Origin of the sequence: Curtobacterium sp. KBS0715 (genome assembly GCF_005938005.2) — a bacterium.
GTDB classification, from domain to species: domain Bacteria; phylum Actinomycetota; class Actinomycetes; order Actinomycetales; family Microbacteriaceae; genus Curtobacterium; species Curtobacterium flaccumfaciens.
The window spans coordinates 1,107,167-1,120,463 of record NZ_VCCA02000001.1 but is presented as its reverse complement, the minus strand read 5'-3'; the positions used below and the strand labels follow the sequence as shown (position 1 = coordinate 1,120,463).

Sequence of the window (13,297 nt, the reverse complement as noted above, 5' to 3'; positions counted from 1 at the left end):
GATGGTCAGTGCACGCGGTCCGGGCGGGAGGACCCCGACCCACCGCGGGCGATCTGGAGCAGCACGGGCAGGCGTTCGCCGAGCAGGGCGTCCAGGTCGGCGACGACGGCCTCGACCCGTTCGGTGATCTCGCGCGGCGCGGCCCCCCGGCGCGGACGGACCCGCACCCGGATCGCGCGGCCTCCGCGGACCCGGTAGACGTCGACGGCGAGCGACCCGACCTGCGGCATGTCGCCGATGGCCGAGGAGAGCGCGTGCTGCACGGCGGTGGACTCGATGCGCACCGAGCCGGCGACGCCGTCGGCCGAACCGTCGCTGTCCACGACGGTGTCCTCGCGGCCACCGCCGAGGGTCGTCAGCACGACGAGGGCGAGCACGCCGAGCACGACGCCACCGCCGAGCACGCAGGTCCACGCGAACACCGAGTCGTCACGCGATGCACCGGTGCCGAGTCCGGCGAGGGCATCGCCGACCGTGCGCCACCACGATGCGACGAGGGGCAGCCCCTGCGCGGTCTGCACCAGGATCGCGGCGACCCCGGCGACGAGCAGGACGAGCCCGAGCAGGACCAATGCCGCGCGGCCGAGCGCGCGGTTCGTGGCGTTCATCCGTCCACCCGCCCCGTCGGCTGCACCCGGACGCGCGCGGCGAGGGCCGGCTGCGCGTCGATCGCGGCGAACTCCCGCTCGACGGCCTCGGTCGCGGCCACCGCGGGGACGTCCACCCCGGCTGCGGGCCGGAGCACGACGTCGACCGTGCGGCGGCCGACGGTGCCCACGGCGGCGTCGGCGCCCAGACGGGTCGCGGAACGGGCGGCGCGGGCCGCGGCGGAGGCCAGGACCTCGTCGTCGACGACGACTGCGAGCCGGTCGGACGACATCACGTGCCGTGGACGGCGCTGGGGCAGGACCCCCTGCAGCAGCAGGACGAGCCCAATCAGGGCCACGATGGCGCCGATGCCGATCACGACGGTGGTCTCGAGGCCGTCCGGGGCCGCGAGCGCGGCGTCGACCACGGCACGGGGGTCGACACCCAGGACGTTCTGGTCGAGCAGGACGAGCGCACCGGCGAAGACCGCGGCGGCGGCGAGCACCAGGGCGATGAGCATCGCGACGACGACTGCGGCGGAGCGGGAGACGTGGGTCTCGCGGCGCAGCAGGCGACGGTAGGTGGCGCGGTGGTCGTCGTGCGCGGGGCCGGCGGGGACGACCGGATCAGTGCGCCCGGCGGCGGTCACCGGACCCTCCGCGGAGTGTCCACGACCGACGAGGCGAAGGTCACGGTCACGCGGGCGACCTGTCGGCCGGTGATGGTCCGGAAGCGCTCGGCGATCGTGCCGCGAGCCCGGTGCGCCGTGGCGACGACCGGTTCGTCGGGGAGTGCGTGCGAGCCCAGCACCGGCAGGGCGAGCGGGGCGGTGATCTCGACCACCAGAGCGCCGCGACCGTCGTCGGCGACCCGGGCACGGACCTCCCGGAAGGCCACGCGCAGTGCTTCGGCGGCGACCGCCTGGGCGGTGTGCACCAGCGCCGACGTGCCGATGCGGTCGGAGCCGCGGAGCCGGACGCCGCTGTCGCCGGTCGTGGCGACGGCGGCGTCGCTCACGACGAGCTCCGGCGTCCGCGCAGCACGTCGAGCAAGCGGCGGAAGTCGACGTCGCCCGTGACGATGCGGGCGACCAGAGCGCCGACCGCCATGCAGACGGCGACGACGACGAACGCCCAGAACCCGAGCGTCACGGCGACGATCGCGAGCAGGGCGCCGGTGCCCATCCCGACGACGGTGGCGTTCACCGGACTCGACCGTCCCGGGTGTCGAGCTCGTCCGCGACGCCGTTGAGCGCCGGGATGTTCACGTCGTTGATGGCGATGTTGACCTCGGTGACCTCGAGGCCGACGAGTTCGGTGACGGCGTTCGTCACGGCGGCGCGCACCGCGGAGGCGACCTCCATCATCGGCGTCGGGTAGTCGACGACGATGGTCAGGTCGACGGCCACCTGGGTCTCACCGACCTCGACACGGACGCCCTGACCGAGCGCACTCGAGCCGATGGCGTCGCGGATGGCACCGAACGCCCGCGAGGCGTTGCCGCCGAGCGCGAAGACACCGGGGACGTCGCGGGCGGCGATGCCCGCGACCTTCGCGACGACCGTGTCGTCGATGATGGTCCTGCCCTTGGCGGTGACCTGCGTCGTGGTGGTGCCGGCGGGCTGGGTGCTACCGGCCTCGGTGCCGAGCGTGGCCCCGGTCGTGGTCCCGTCGACGCGGTTCGTCGTCGATGCCATTGCTGCCTCCGTGCGATCGATTGCTGGCCTCCAGCGAACACCATCGTGCCGTACACCGCACAGGCGGCGCACCTGCCGACCTCGTCGTCAGTCGGCACCGGTAGGTTCTTGTTCCATGCGCGTCGCGACCTGGAACGTGAACTCCGTCCGCACCCGAGTGGGTCGGATCGTCGACTGGCTGGTGCGTGAGGACGTCGATGTCCTCGGCATGCAGGAGATCAAGTGCAAGCCGGAGCAGTTCCCGGTCGAGCAGTTCGAGGCCGCTGGGTACCACGTCGAGGCGCACGGCCTGAACCAGTGGAACGGCGTCGCGTTCGCCAGCCGGCTGCCGATGGAGGACGTCACCCGGGACTTCCCCGGCCAGCCCGGGTTCCTGAAGGGCCACGAGGGGCCGGACCTGCCGGTCGAGGCCCGCGCGATCGGCGTCACAGTCGACGGTGTGCGGCTCTGGAGCCTCTACGTGCCGAACGGCCGCGAGCTCGGCGACCCGCACTACACGTACAAGCTCGACTGGCTCGCCCAGCTGGCCGACCGCACTTCGGAGTGGATCCAGGCGTCGCCGGAGACCCCGCTCGCGCTGATGGGCGACTGGAACGTCGCACCGCTCGACCAGGACGTCTGGGACATGCGGGTCTTCGAGGGGTCGACCCACGTCAGCGAGCCCGAGCGGGCCGCGTTCCGCGAGTTCGAGGCGCGGGGTCTGCAGGACGTCGTCCGCCCGATCGTGCCCGACGGCTACACCTACTGGGACTACAAGCAGCTGCGGTTCCCGCGCAACGAGGGCATGCGCATCGACTTCGTCCTCGGTTCGCAGGCCTTCGCGGACGTCGTCACCGACGCTTCGATCCACCGGAACGAGCGGAAGGGCGACGCCCCGAGCGACCACGTCCCCGTGGTGGTCGACCTCGACCTGGACACGTCGCTCGACGACGACCGCCCGATGATCTTCTGATCGGAGTCGGGTCACCGGCCCGGCCCGGCCCGGCCCGGCCCAGCCCGGCCCGGCCCAGCCCGGCCCGGCCCGGCGCCCGTCCGGCTCTGTTACGCCCGGCGTCCGCCGTGATTGAGCCGTCCGTCACGCCGACGTAGGTTTCCTGCACCGAACCCCTTCGAGAGCAGGTGAAGCCATGTCCCGCACGACGATCCTTCCCATCCAGCGCCTCATGGCGACCGCGGCCCCCGGTGCGTGGCGCGACGGCATCGTCGTCGAGACCCGCGCAGCCGACGCCGTGGTGCTGTTCCTCGACGGGAGCATCACGCAGCTGCGGGTGGCGGACGCCGACGGCGTCCTGTCGGTCGGCGAGCCGGTCGCCCACCACCCGGTCGCAGAGATCCTCAGCGCCGGCGGTCGACAGACCACCGCACGCGTCGCGTAGCGCAGGCGGAGCGGGTCAGGCCGCCATCGAGTCGAGCATCGCCTGGCACTTCGACACCATCTCGTCGCAGGCCATGGCGCAGTACCGGCACGACTCGTCCATGTCCTGGTGCTGGCGGCACTCGGCGGCACACGCGGTGCCCATCGCGACGACGGCCATGAGCATCGCCTGCATCGCGGCGGTGTCCATCCCCATCGGACGCATCATCATCCGCATGCCGGTGTCGGCGAGCATCGCGGTGTTCGAGCACATCGCGGCGCAGGTGGCCATCTCGCCGCCCATCCGCATGTCGGCCGCGGAGCACATCGTCGCCGCCATCGACGCGGCGTTCATCGCCATCATCGTGTCCTGCATCATGTCCATGTCCATCTCCATGGGCATGTCCGTCATCGACATGTTCTTCATCATCGCCATCGTGTCCATCGCCGGTCTCCTCGTCGTGGTCATCGGTCACGGAGCGGTCCGCCCCGCGTGCCCGCCAGGGTACGCGCGTGCCGTCCGCGCTTCGTGAGCAGAACGGGTCGGGTCGGCGGACGCGACCTGACCTCTGCTGCTCACCATCCGCGGTGGTCGCCACCACGGCCGGACGGGAGGCCCGGTGCGGCCCCGCCAAGGGCCTCCCGTCCGCCGCGTCGCGCGACCACGGCGCGCTACGGGTGCAGCAGGGCGGCGATCGCGACGAGCACGGGCACCGAGCCGAGCGTCGAGATGAGCACGACGTCGCGCGCCACCGGGACCGCTGCCCCGTACCGCTGCGCGTAGTTGAAGACGTTCTGCGCCGCCGGCAGGGCGCCGAGGGTGGTGAGCACGAAGACCTCCTGGTCGCCGAGCCCGAACACGAAGCGTGCGAACACGAACGCCACGGCCGGCATCACCACGAGCTTGATCGACGACGCGACGATGACGTCGGTGCGGATCGCCGGGTCCCGCAGCGGGGTCGCACCGTGCAGGCTCATCCCGAACGACAGCAGCACGACGGGCACCGCGGCCGCGCCGACGAGCGAGAACGGCTCGAGCACCGGGTCGGGCAGCGTGATCCCCGTCGCCGAGCACACGAGCCCGACGAGCGACGCGATGATGATCGGGTTCCGGAACGGCCCCGCGATCCGCCGACCCCACCCGCCGCCTCCCGCGGTCGCAGCGTCCAGGATCGTCAGCGCGATCGGGGCCATCACGACGAGCTGCAGCAGGATCACGGGCACGACCGCGGTCGCCTGGCCGAGCACGTACACGGCCACCGGCAGTCCGATGTTGTTCGCGTTGACGTAGCTGGAAGCCAAGGCGCCGACGGTGGTCGTGGTGACGGGACGGCGCAGCACGAGGCGGAACACGGCGGCGGCACCGAGGGCGACCACGGCGGCACTCAGCAGCGAGACCCAGAGCATCGACGACAGCAGCGACGCGATGTCGGCGGTCGCGATGGTGTGGAACAGCAGGCACGGCATCAGCACGAAGAACGCGAGCCGACTCATCACGAACTGCGCGTGCGGACCCAGCAGACCGATGCGTCCGACGACGTACCCACCGGCGATGATCGCGCCGATGATCGCGAAGCCGGTCAACACGCCACCCATCCCGTCCATCCTGGCACCTGCCGGCGGTGATGTGACGTCACTCAGGTCGGAAATGCGTACGCATCGAATACCGTTGAGCGCATCATGACCTCGACGAACGCCGACACCCTCACCCGGTCCACCGACTCCAGCCAGCCGCTCGTGCCGCTGCTCGAGGAGCGCTGGAGCCCCCGCTCCTACGACGAGACCGCGACGATCTCGGACGACCAGCTCGACGCCGTCCTCGAGGCCGCTCGGTGGGCACCCTCGGCCATGAACTTCCAGCCCCGACGCTTCATCGCCGGCCGCCGTGGCACCGAGACGTTCCGGAAGATCAACGAGAACCTGCTCGGCTTCAACGCCGCCTGGGCCTTCCGCGCCAGCGCCCTCGTCGTCGGCGTGCTCGAGACCGTGACCGCCGACGGCGAGGAGCGTGCCTTCGCGCAGTACGACCTCGGCCAGTCGCTCGCCGCCCTGACCGTGCAGGCGCACGCCGAGGGGCTGCACGTGCACCAGATGGCGGGCATCGACGCCGCCGGGCTCCGCGCCGCGTTCGACCTGCCCGAGCGGTTCCTGCCGTACACGGTCACGGCCGTCGGCACCGTCGCACACCCGTCGCAGCTCGAAGACAAGGCCGCCGAGCGCGAGGTCGCCCCGCGCACCCGCATCCCCCTCGACGAGGTCGTCCTCGTCAAGGAGTGAGCACCGGCGGCACCGCCGCCCGCGATCGCCACGACGGCCGCGTCCCTGCGGGGGCGCGGCCGTCGGCGTACCATGACGTGACATGGATCAGCACCAGGACGACGCCCCGCCGGAGATGAACTTCTACACCCGGAAGTGGGTGCGACCGGAGGACCTCAACGCCAACGGCACCCTGTTCGGCGGCAGCCTGCTCCGCTGGATCGACGAGGAAGCCGCGGTCTACGCGATCATCCAGCTCGGCAACGGCAAGGTCGTCACGAAGTACATGTCGGAGATCAACTTCCTGTCCTCGGCGAAGGAGGGCGACATCGTCGAGATCGGCCTCGTCGCCACGAGGTTCGGCCGGACGTCGCTGACCATGCGGGCCGAGGCGCGCAACCTCTTCACGCACCGCAGCATCCTGACGATCGACGAGGTCGTGTTCGTGAACCTCGACGAGGACGGCAACCCCGCCCCGCACGGCTACACGGACATCACCTACGCCCGTGACCGGGTCCCCGCCACGCACCGCGCGTGACCCCGCAGACATCGCGCAGCACCCGGGCACCCGGGTGGTCGCACCCGGCGGGTGGTCGGCGGGCTCTGGCAGGATCGGTGGCATGACCACGCCCCGCCTCGTCGCCTTCGACCTGGACGACACGCTCGCCCCGTCGAAGTCCTCCCTCGACCCCCGCATGCTCGAGACCTTCGCGTCCCTGCTCGAGGTCGTGCCGGTCGCGGTCATCTCCGGCGGCAACTTCACCCAGTTCGAGCAGCAGCTGGTCACCCCGCTCCGGCAGCGCGAGGGCCTGACGCTCGACGCCCTGCACCTCCTGCCGACCTGCGGCACCCGCTACTACCGCTGGGAGGACCAGGACTGGGCACTGCAGTACGCCGAGGACCTCACCGACGAGCAGAAGGACCGCGCCCTCGCCGCGGTCGAGGCCCGTGCGAAGGACGCCGGGTACTGGGAGTCCGAGACCTGGGGCGCCATCCTCGAGGACCGCGGGTCGCAGATCACGTTCTCCGCCCTCGGCCAGTCGGCCCCGGTGGACGTCAAGAAGCAGTGGGACCCGACCGGCGAGAAGAAGGACCACCTGCGCCGTCTGGTGCAGCAGGACCTGCCCGACCTCGAGGTCCGCTCGGGCGGCTCCACGAGCATCGACATCACCCGCAAGGGCATCGACAAGGCCTACGGCATGCAGCGTCTCGCCGAGATCACCGGCATCGCGCTCGACGACATGCTCTTCGTGGGCGACCGGCTCGACCCCGAGGGCAACGACTACCCGGTCAAGGCGCTCGGCGTCCCCTGCCACGCGGTCGAGGGCTGGGAGGACACCGACGCGTTCCTGACGGAGCTCATCCCCACCCTGCGCTGAGCGCGCGGCGGACGGGAGGCCCGTGGCGGGCCCGCACCGCGCCTCCTGTCCGTCCGCGGTCGCGTCCAGAGCCGCGAACGCGACCGATGCAGCCGGGCACTCAGCCCAGACTGCGGACGGCCTCGACGAAGGCGCGGATCTTCGCGGGGTCCTTGACGCCGCGCTCGGACTCGACGCCGCTCGACACGTCGACGCCGTCGGGGTCGAGTGCCTCGACCGCGGCGACCACGTTGGCCGGGGTCAGCCCGCCGGCGAGGATCCAGGCCTCGTCCACGCCGTCGATCGTGGCCGCGTCGACGAGCCGACCGCTGCCGGGCACGGCGGCATCGAGCAGCAGCAGGTCGTGGTCGAACGCGGCGCGCTGTTCGGGCGTCTCGCGCAGGTAGTCCTCGGCCGCGATGGCCCGGATGGTGAAGAAGCCGGCATCGCGCGCGCGGGCGAAGTCGGACGCCGACTCGCCACCGTGCAGCTGCAGCGTGGTGAGCCCGACCTCGGAGGCGATGCCCACGATCTCGTCGATCTTCTGGTCGCGGAAGACCCCGACGGCGTCGATGCCGTCCGGCACCCGCTCGACCAGTTCCTTCGCCAGGTCGGCGGTGACGGTCCGGGGGCTGCCCGCCGCGAAGACGAACCCGACGGCGTCGGCACCCGCGTCGATGGCGGCGTCCACGGTGTCGGGCGTCGACAGGCCACAGATCTTGATCCAGCGCTGGTCGGTCATGCTGTCCATCCTGCCAGGGCGCTCCGGTGCTCGGAGCACGGAGCCGCCGAGCGGGTCAGTGCAGGGCACCCGCGACGTAGGCGGCCACGCAGGCCGCGGTGACGCCGAAGGCCGCGAAGGACCCGACCAGGACGTTCCGCCGGCGCCAGCGACGCACCGCGGAGAACGTGCCGCGCTTGGCGTGCCGGTGCGCGGCGCGGTGCATGCGGTGGTCGCGCTGGTGCTTCACGCGTTCCGGGCCGAGCGGCACCGGGCCGGTGATCTGGGTGGACCCGCCGCGCAGCGCGTTGGCGATGGCGACCGCCGTGGGCCGGCGCTCCGGGTCGCGGGCGGTCATCCGGCTGAGCAGCTCGCGCCACTCGTCGGCGACGTCGTCCGGGATCTCGGGATCGCGACGGAGCCGGGCGAGTGCGGCCTCGATCAGGGTGCCCGAGTACTCCTGCTTGCCGGTCAGCGCCTCGAGCAGGACGAGCCCGAGCGAGTACACGTCGGTGGCGAAGCTGATCGGTTCGCCGGCCACCTGCTCCGGGCTGAGGTAGGCGGCGGTGCCGATGACCGTGCCGTCGTTCGTCAGGCGGGAGCCGTCGACGAAGTGGGCGACGCCGAAGTCGGTGAGCTTGACCGTGCGGGCGAACCCGGACGAGCCCTCGTCGCTGATCAGGATGTTGGCGGGCTTCACGTCGCGGTGCACGATGCCGCGGGAGTGCACGTAGGCCAGGGCGTCGGCGAGCTGCGCACCGAGGTCGGCCACCTCGTAGTTGTGCAGGGCACCCTCGGACAGGCGGCGGAGCAGCGTGGTGTCGGCGATGAGCTCCATCACGATGAACCGGTGCGGGCCGTCCTCGAACTCGTGGGTGCCGGCGTCGTACAGCGGGATGAGCCCCGGGTGGGAGAGCATGCTGAGCAGCCGGATCTCGCGCTCCTGGCGGACGCGGTCGGCGGTGGTCATCTTGTCCGGGGTCGCGAAGAGCTTCACGGCCACGGCCCGGTACGTGTGCTCGTCACGGGCTTCGTAGACGGATCCCATGCCGCCGGTGCCGATGAGCTTCACGAGCCGGTACCGCGCAGAGAGGACGGTGTCCGCCCGCGCGCTGTCCAGCAGGGTCATGGTGTCCGTCGTCCCGTCCGGAGCCCGTGGTTCCGCGGCCGCTGCCGACGTGTGGACTCAAGGGAAACGGTACGCGTCCGACTCTCGATCCGCATGGCCGTTACGACATCGTGATCGCCGTACTCCCCCGGGTTTCCGGGGATCGACGGGGTACAGTCCGACCTCCACCAGGACGAGGAATCGCGCAAGGAGGACAGCATGGCGTTGTCGAAGGGTGACGAGGTGCACTGGAACACCTCGCAGGGCAGGACGACCGGCACGCTCGTGCGCAAGCGGACGAGCGACTTCGAGTTCGACGGGCAGCACTTCAAGCCGACCGACGACGACCCGTACTGGATCGTCGAGTCGGAGAAGAGCGGCAAGCAGGCCGCCCACAAGGAGTCGGCGCTGACGAAGGCCTGAGGCTCAGTCGCGGGCGGGCTCGGCGCGACGACGACCCCGGGCACCGCCCACGGCAGAGCTGCCGGCGGCGTCGTCGTGGTCGTCGGGGCCGCCCGTGCGCCGCTCGGCGCGCACACGGCGGATCCGGCGCACGACGAAGGTCACCACGACCGCAGCGATCGCGACGTAGAGCACGCGGTCGATCCACTCGGTGTAGGCCTCGACCTGGTCGTACTGCGACCCGAACGCGGCACCGAGCAGCACGAGCGCACTGTTCCAGATGCCGCTCGCGATGATCGTGAACACCGAGAACGTGCCGAGGTGCATGCGGTCGGCGCCGGCCGGCAACGAGATGAGGCTGCGGACGATCGGGACGAACCGGCCGAAGAAGACCGCGCTCTTGCCGTGCCGGTGGAACCAGCCGGCTGCCTTGCGGAAGTCGTCCTCGTCGACGAGGGGCAGCTTGCCGAACCACCGCGTGGTGCGTTCGAACCCGATCTTCGCGCCGAGCCAGTACAGCACCAGCGCCCCGAGGTACGAGCCGATCGTCGCCAGCACCAGGACCAGGACCAGGTTCATCTGGCCGGCGCCGGCGAGGAACCCGGCCAGCGGCAGGATGACCTCGGACGGGATGGGCGGGAACACCGTCTCGACGAAGAGCATCAGCCCGACGCCCCACTCCCCCAGCGCGTCGATCAGCTGGAGCACCAGGCCGGAGAGCCCCCCGAGGTCCGACGGAGCGGTGGAGTCGCCACCGGCGACGGTCATGGCACGGGCGGTCACGGCAGTCGTCATGCCCCCAGCATCCCTGAACGCCCTGTCAGGACCCGGCGCGCTCCCTGGGTGTCAGCCGAGTCCCATGTGGACGGATCGGACGTGCGCGAGCGACCGGGCGAGCGCACCCCGGGCCACGGCGTCCCGTCCGACGGTTGACGGGGTGAACGCCACCGGGTGCCGGAGCTGTGGCGTGACGATCTCGTCGAGCGCGGCGCAGAAGACCTCCGCAGCCGGCAGGACCTCGCCACCGACCACGACGACCTCGGGGTCGATCGTCGTCACGAGCTGCACGACGCCGGGTGCCACGTCGGCCGCGAACGCACGGACGGTCTCGACGGCCGGCGCCGAGCCCTGGGCGGCCGCGGCGAAGACGGACTCGAGGTCCGTGTCGGACGGGATCCGGGCCTCCAGGCGGGCGGGTGCGGCGGGCCAGCCGGTCGAGGCGATGCCGCCCATCTCACCGGCGGCACCGCGCGCACCGCGCGCCAACGAGCCGTCGACCACCAGGGCGGCACCGATCTGCCGACCCATGACCAGGTACAGGCCGTCCCGGACGCCGTGGAACCGCCCCCACCGGGCCTCGGCCGTGGCGGCCAGCTTGGCGTCGTTGTCGAAGAAGGTGGCGACCCCGGGGAAGAGGTCCTGGATCCGGCCGGGCACCCGTCGTTCGACCCACTCCGGCACCGCGACCGTGTAGTCGATCGCCCCGTCGCGGTCGACGACCGCCGGGACGCCGAACGTGGCACCGAGCACCGGCGCACCACCGGCGGGGCCGCCGACCGCGCCACCGACGGGCGACGTCAGCCGACGGACCACGTCCTGCACGCTCGACCAGGCCTGTTCGGCGTCGGCGAGGTCGGTGTAGCGCTCCTCGACGCGGGCGAGCGTGACGCCGCGCAGGTCCGCCCGCACGCCGACGATGCCGTGCAGGCCGAGGTCCACGCCGAGCACGGAGCCGGCCGACGCGTCCGCGGCGAAGCGCTTGGCGCGACGACCGGCCTTGTTCGGGGTCGCGATCGCCTCGGCCTCGGTCACCCAGCCCTGATCGACCAGGTCGGCGAGCGCGGCCTCGACCGTGGGGCGGGAGAGTCCGACCGTGCGGCCGAGCTCGGTGACCGTGCGGGAGACGTCGTCGCGCAGGAGCTCGTCGAGGATGGCCCGCGAGTTCATCTGCCGCAGGACGCCGGGGGTCGTCCCCACGACACCGGGGGTCGCCACCACGACGCCCGCGACGCCAGGGGTCGTTGACACGATCTGCTCCACGGTCATAGCCTCCACATTACGAAAGATCATTGAGGAATGGTGGCTCCGACATGCTCGTCCCACGACCGCGCCGCACCGCTCCCGGTGTCGGGGCCTTCGAGATCACCTCGTCGACCCGGATCGCCGCGGACCCGGCGAGCGAGTCCGTCCGACTGTACCTGCAGCAGACCCTGCGGGGATCGACCGGGCTGCCGGTGCGGGACGCCCTCGACGACACGGCACCCGGGGCCGGCACGATCGCGCTGCGCGTCGCCGACGACCCGTCCCTGCCCGCGGGCCCGACGACGCCGGAGGGCGACCGGGCGGAGTCGTTCCGCCTCACGGTGACGCCCGACGGCATCGACGTCGTCGGCGGTTCGCCCGCCGGGGTCTTCTACGGCGTGCAGGCCCTGCTGCAGCTGCTGCCCCCGGACGTGTACCGCCGCGGCCGGGTCGCGACCGGCCCGTGGTCCGTCCCCGCCGTGGTCGTCGAGGACGCCCCGGCCTTCGCCTGGCGCGGCGTGATGCTCGACGTCGCCCGCCACTTCCGCACGAAGCACGAGGTCATGCGGGTCGTCGACCAGCTCGCCGCGCACCGGATCAACCGCCTGCACTTCCACCTCACCGAGGACCAGGGGTGGCGCATCGAGATCCGGAAGCACCCGCGCCTGACCGAGGTCGGCTCCTGGCGTCGGGAGTCCCAGGTCGGCGCGCACGTCCCCGGGCCGGACGGCACACTCGTCGTCGCCGGGTTCGACGGCCGCCCGCACGGCGGGTACTACACGCAGGACGACATCCGCGAGATCGTGGCCTACGCGGCCGACCGGTTCGTCACCGTCGTCCCCGAGATCGAGGCCCCCGGGCACGTCCGTGCGGCGCTGGCGGCCTACCCGTCGCTCGGCGTCACGGGCGAGCCGGTCGAGGTGTGGACCCAGTGGGGCATCGCCGACGACGTCCTGAACGCCGAGGACGCCACGATCGACTTCTTCAAGGACGTCCTCGACGAGGTCATCGCGCTCTTCCCCTCCGGATACATCGGCATCGGCGGCGACGAGTGCCCGAAGGTGCAGTGGGAGACCGACCCGCGCACCCAGGAGCGCATCCGCGAGCTCGGGCTGCAGGACGAGGAACAGCTGCAGGCCTGGATCATCGGGCAGCTCGCCGCACACGTCGAGTCGCACGGCCGGCGGGCGTTCGGGTGGGACGAGATCCTCGAGGGTGGCACGCTCGACCCCTCGGCGACGGTGGTCTCCTGGCGCGGGCTGACCGGCGCACGGACCGCCGCCCGACGCGGGCACGACGTCATCTCGTCGCCGGACGACCAGGTGTACCTCGACTACCGCCAGAGCGACCTGCCGACCGAGCCGATCCCGGTCTCGATCGTGCTCACCGTCGACGACGTCTTCGCCTTCGACCCGGTGCCGTCCGGACTCACCGACGCCGAGCGCGCCCACGTCATCGGCGGCCAGGGCAACATGTGGACGGAGCACGTCGACTCCGCCCGTCGGCTCGACTACCAGCTCTTCCCCCGCGTCGCCGCCCTCGCCGAGGCACTGTGGTCGGCGGACGTCACCGGGCCGCGTGACCTCGCCGAGTTCCGCGGGCGCCTGGCCGAGCACACCGCCCGGCTCGAGGCCATGGGGATCGAGTACCGGCACGAGGCCGGGCCGTTCCCGTGGGAGCAGCGACCGGGCGTGCAGGGGCGCCCGCACTCGCGCGAGGAGCGTGCCGCGTACATCGACGCGGTCACGGCGAACATCGCCGAGTAGCGCGCGTCGAGCGGTCGCGTCGCGAC

19 protein-coding genes are annotated in these 13,297 nt (G+C 72.0%); 8 read left to right on the top strand and 11 right to left on the bottom strand.

Annotated features, from left to right (window positions below):
• Positions 1-5: 5 nt before the first annotated feature.
• The 5 genes from FFG40_RS05505 to FFG40_RS05485 are packed head-to-tail and all read right to left on the bottom strand — an operon-like array spanning position 6 to position 2,284.
• A complete protein-coding gene (locus FFG40_RS05505; RefSeq protein ID WP_138802513.1) occupies positions 6-608 on the bottom strand; it encodes a hypothetical protein in 603 nt (200 codons plus the stop codon).
• Positions 605-1,237 (bottom strand): hypothetical protein, encoded by a 633-nt coding sequence (locus tag FFG40_RS05500; protein WP_138802512.1) that lies wholly within the window; start codon positions 1,235-1,237, stop codon positions 605-607. The genes FFG40_RS05505 and FFG40_RS05500 overlap by 4 nt, the downstream gene beginning before the upstream one ends.
• Positions 1,234-1,605: a hypothetical protein gene (locus tag FFG40_RS05495; RefSeq protein WP_138802511.1), complete on the bottom strand. Its 372-nt coding sequence runs from the start codon at positions 1,603-1,605 to the stop codon at positions 1,234-1,236. Before FFG40_RS05495 ends, FFG40_RS05500 begins: the two co-directional genes overlap by 4 nt.
• Positions 1,602-1,793 carry a DUF2273 domain-containing protein gene (locus FFG40_RS05490; protein WP_027464859.1) on the bottom strand — a complete coding sequence of 64 codons (192 nt, stop codon included), beginning with the start codon at positions 1,791-1,793 and terminating at the stop codon, positions 1,602-1,604. The genes FFG40_RS05495 and FFG40_RS05490 overlap by 4 nt, the downstream gene beginning before the upstream one ends.
• Entirely contained in the window at positions 1,790-2,284 is a 495-nt protein-coding gene (locus FFG40_RS05485) for an Asp23/Gls24 family envelope stress response protein (RefSeq protein ID WP_138802510.1), read from the bottom strand. Before FFG40_RS05485 ends, FFG40_RS05490 begins: the two co-directional genes overlap by 4 nt.
• Before the next feature lie 115 nt (positions 2,285-2,399).
• Here FFG40_RS05485 and FFG40_RS05480 point away from each other — a divergent pair, with 115 nt between their 5' ends.
• Positions 2,400-3,236: an exodeoxyribonuclease III gene (locus tag FFG40_RS05480; RefSeq protein WP_138802509.1), complete on the top strand. Its 837-nt coding sequence runs from the start codon at positions 2,400-2,402 to the stop codon at positions 3,234-3,236.
• A 175-nt stretch (positions 3,237-3,411) separates the two neighbouring features.
• Positions 3,412-3,660, top strand: coding sequence for a hypothetical protein (locus FFG40_RS05475; RefSeq protein ID WP_027464862.1), 249 nt, complete (start codon positions 3,412-3,414; stop codon positions 3,658-3,660).
• A gap of 15 nt (positions 3,661-3,675) precedes the next feature.
• Here the strand turns inward: FFG40_RS05475 and FFG40_RS05470 are convergent, their stop codons facing one another.
• The gene (locus FFG40_RS05470; RefSeq protein WP_232536581.1) at positions 3,676-4,023 is read right to left on the bottom strand and encodes an aldehyde dehydrogenase; all 348 of its coding nucleotides are present in this window, start codon (positions 4,021-4,023) and stop codon (positions 3,676-3,678) included.
• Here FFG40_RS05470 and FFG40_RS17040 point away from each other — a divergent pair.
• Positions 4,022-4,171 carry a hypothetical protein gene (locus FFG40_RS17040; RefSeq protein WP_173032071.1) on the top strand — a complete coding sequence of 50 codons (150 nt, stop codon included), beginning with the start codon at positions 4,022-4,024 and terminating at the stop codon, positions 4,169-4,171. The two genes, FFG40_RS05470 and FFG40_RS17040, sit on opposite strands and share 2 nt — an antisense overlap.
• Positions 4,172-4,310: 139 nt before the next feature.
• Here FFG40_RS17040 and FFG40_RS05465 read toward each other — a convergent pair whose 3' ends face one another.
• On the bottom strand, positions 4,311-5,234 hold the full coding sequence (locus FFG40_RS05465; RefSeq protein WP_071246473.1) for an AEC family transporter: 924 nt from the start codon (positions 5,232-5,234) through the stop codon (positions 4,311-4,313).
• An 84-nt stretch (positions 5,235-5,318) separates the two neighbouring features.
• Between FFG40_RS05465 and FFG40_RS05460 the strand changes: the two genes are divergently transcribed.
• From FFG40_RS05460 to FFG40_RS05450, 3 genes are all read left to right on the top strand, one after another.
• On the top strand, positions 5,319-5,915 hold the full coding sequence (locus FFG40_RS05460; RefSeq protein ID WP_138802508.1) for a nitroreductase family protein: 597 nt from the start codon (positions 5,319-5,321) through the stop codon (positions 5,913-5,915).
• A gap of 82 nt (positions 5,916-5,997) precedes the next feature.
• Entirely contained in the window at positions 5,998-6,432 is a 435-nt protein-coding gene (locus FFG40_RS05455) for an acyl-CoA thioesterase (protein WP_017886352.1), read from the top strand.
• Positions 6,433-6,514: 82 nt separating this feature from the next.
• Positions 6,515-7,273 (top strand): HAD-IIB family hydrolase, encoded by a 759-nt coding sequence (locus FFG40_RS05450; RefSeq protein WP_138802507.1) that lies wholly within the window; start codon positions 6,515-6,517, stop codon positions 7,271-7,273.
• 100 nt (positions 7,274-7,373) lie between these two features.
• Here the strand turns inward: FFG40_RS05450 and FFG40_RS05445 are convergent, their stop codons facing one another.
• Together FFG40_RS05445 and FFG40_RS05440 are read right to left on the bottom strand one after the other, a co-directional pair.
• Entirely contained in the window at positions 7,374-7,994 is a 621-nt protein-coding gene (locus FFG40_RS05445; RefSeq protein WP_138802506.1) for a phosphoribosylanthranilate isomerase, read from the bottom strand.
• A gap of 55 nt (positions 7,995-8,049) precedes the next feature.
• Complete coding sequence (locus tag FFG40_RS05440) at positions 8,050-9,102, bottom strand: serine/threonine-protein kinase (RefSeq protein WP_071246475.1); 1,053 nt, start codon at positions 9,100-9,102, stop codon at positions 8,050-8,052.
• A 198-nt stretch (positions 9,103-9,300) separates the two neighbouring features.
• Between FFG40_RS05440 and FFG40_RS05435 the strand changes: the two genes are divergently transcribed.
• Complete coding sequence (locus FFG40_RS05435) at positions 9,301-9,504, top strand: DUF2945 domain-containing protein (protein ID WP_110858760.1); 204 nt, start codon at positions 9,301-9,303, stop codon at positions 9,502-9,504.
• Between the two features lie 3 nt (positions 9,505-9,507).
• Here FFG40_RS05435 and FFG40_RS05430 read toward each other — a convergent pair whose 3' ends face one another.
• Together FFG40_RS05430 and FFG40_RS05425 are read right to left on the bottom strand one after the other, a co-directional pair.
• Positions 9,508-10,278 carry a DedA family protein gene (locus FFG40_RS05430; RefSeq protein ID WP_260678796.1) on the bottom strand — a complete coding sequence of 257 codons (771 nt, stop codon included), beginning with the start codon at positions 10,276-10,278 and terminating at the stop codon, positions 9,508-9,510.
• Positions 10,279-10,329: 51 nt separating this feature from the next.
• Complete coding sequence (locus FFG40_RS05425; protein ID WP_185974098.1) at positions 10,330-11,511, bottom strand: ROK family transcriptional regulator; 1,182 nt, start codon at positions 11,509-11,511, stop codon at positions 10,330-10,332.
• Positions 11,512-11,573: 62 nt separating this feature from the next.
• Between FFG40_RS05425 and FFG40_RS05420 the strand changes: the two genes are divergently transcribed.
• Positions 11,574-13,271, top strand: coding sequence for a beta-N-acetylhexosaminidase (locus tag FFG40_RS05420; RefSeq protein WP_138802504.1), 1,698 nt, complete (start codon positions 11,574-11,576; stop codon positions 13,269-13,271).
• Positions 13,272-13,297: the final 26 nt, after the last annotated feature.

Coding starts and splice junctions, on each gene's coding strand:
- FFG40_RS05505 (WP_138802513.1), bottom strand. CDS start 608: ATGAACGCCACGAACCGCGCGCTCGGCCGCGCGGCATTGGTCCTGCTC.
- FFG40_RS05485 (WP_138802510.1), bottom strand. CDS start 2,284: ATGGCATCGACGACGAACCGCGTCGACGGGACCACGACCGGGGCCACG.
- FFG40_RS05480 (WP_138802509.1), top strand. CDS start 2,400: ATGCGCGTCGCGACCTGGAACGTGAACTCCGTCCGCACCCGAGTGGGT.
- FFG40_RS05475 (WP_027464862.1), top strand. CDS start 3,412: ATGTCCCGCACGACGATCCTTCCCATCCAGCGCCTCATGGCGACCGCG.
- FFG40_RS17040 (WP_173032071.1), top strand. CDS start 4,022: ATGTCCATCTCCATGGGCATGTCCGTCATCGACATGTTCTTCATCATC.
- FFG40_RS05470 (WP_232536581.1), bottom strand. CDS start 4,023: ATGGACATGATGCAGGACACGATGATGGCGATGAACGCCGCGTCGATG.
- FFG40_RS05465 (WP_071246473.1), bottom strand. CDS start 5,234: ATGGGTGGCGTGTTGACCGGCTTCGCGATCATCGGCGCGATCATCGCC.
- FFG40_RS05460 (WP_138802508.1), top strand. CDS start 5,319: ATGACCTCGACGAACGCCGACACCCTCACCCGGTCCACCGACTCCAGC.
- FFG40_RS05455 (WP_017886352.1), top strand. CDS start 5,998: ATGGATCAGCACCAGGACGACGCCCCGCCGGAGATGAACTTCTACACC.
- FFG40_RS05450 (WP_138802507.1), top strand. CDS start 6,515: ATGACCACGCCCCGCCTCGTCGCCTTCGACCTGGACGACACGCTCGCC.
- FFG40_RS05445 (WP_138802506.1), bottom strand. CDS start 7,994: ATGACCGACCAGCGCTGGATCAAGATCTGTGGCCTGTCGACGCCCGAC.
- FFG40_RS05440 (WP_071246475.1), bottom strand. CDS start 9,102: ATGACCCTGCTGGACAGCGCGCGGGCGGACACCGTCCTCTCTGCGCGG.
- FFG40_RS05435 (WP_110858760.1), top strand. CDS start 9,301: ATGGCGTTGTCGAAGGGTGACGAGGTGCACTGGAACACCTCGCAGGGC.
- FFG40_RS05430 (WP_260678796.1), bottom strand. CDS start 10,278: ATGACGACTGCCGTGACCGCCCGTGCCATGACCGTCGCCGGTGGCGAC.
- FFG40_RS05420 (WP_138802504.1), top strand. CDS start 11,574: ATGCTCGTCCCACGACCGCGCCGCACCGCTCCCGGTGTCGGGGCCTTC.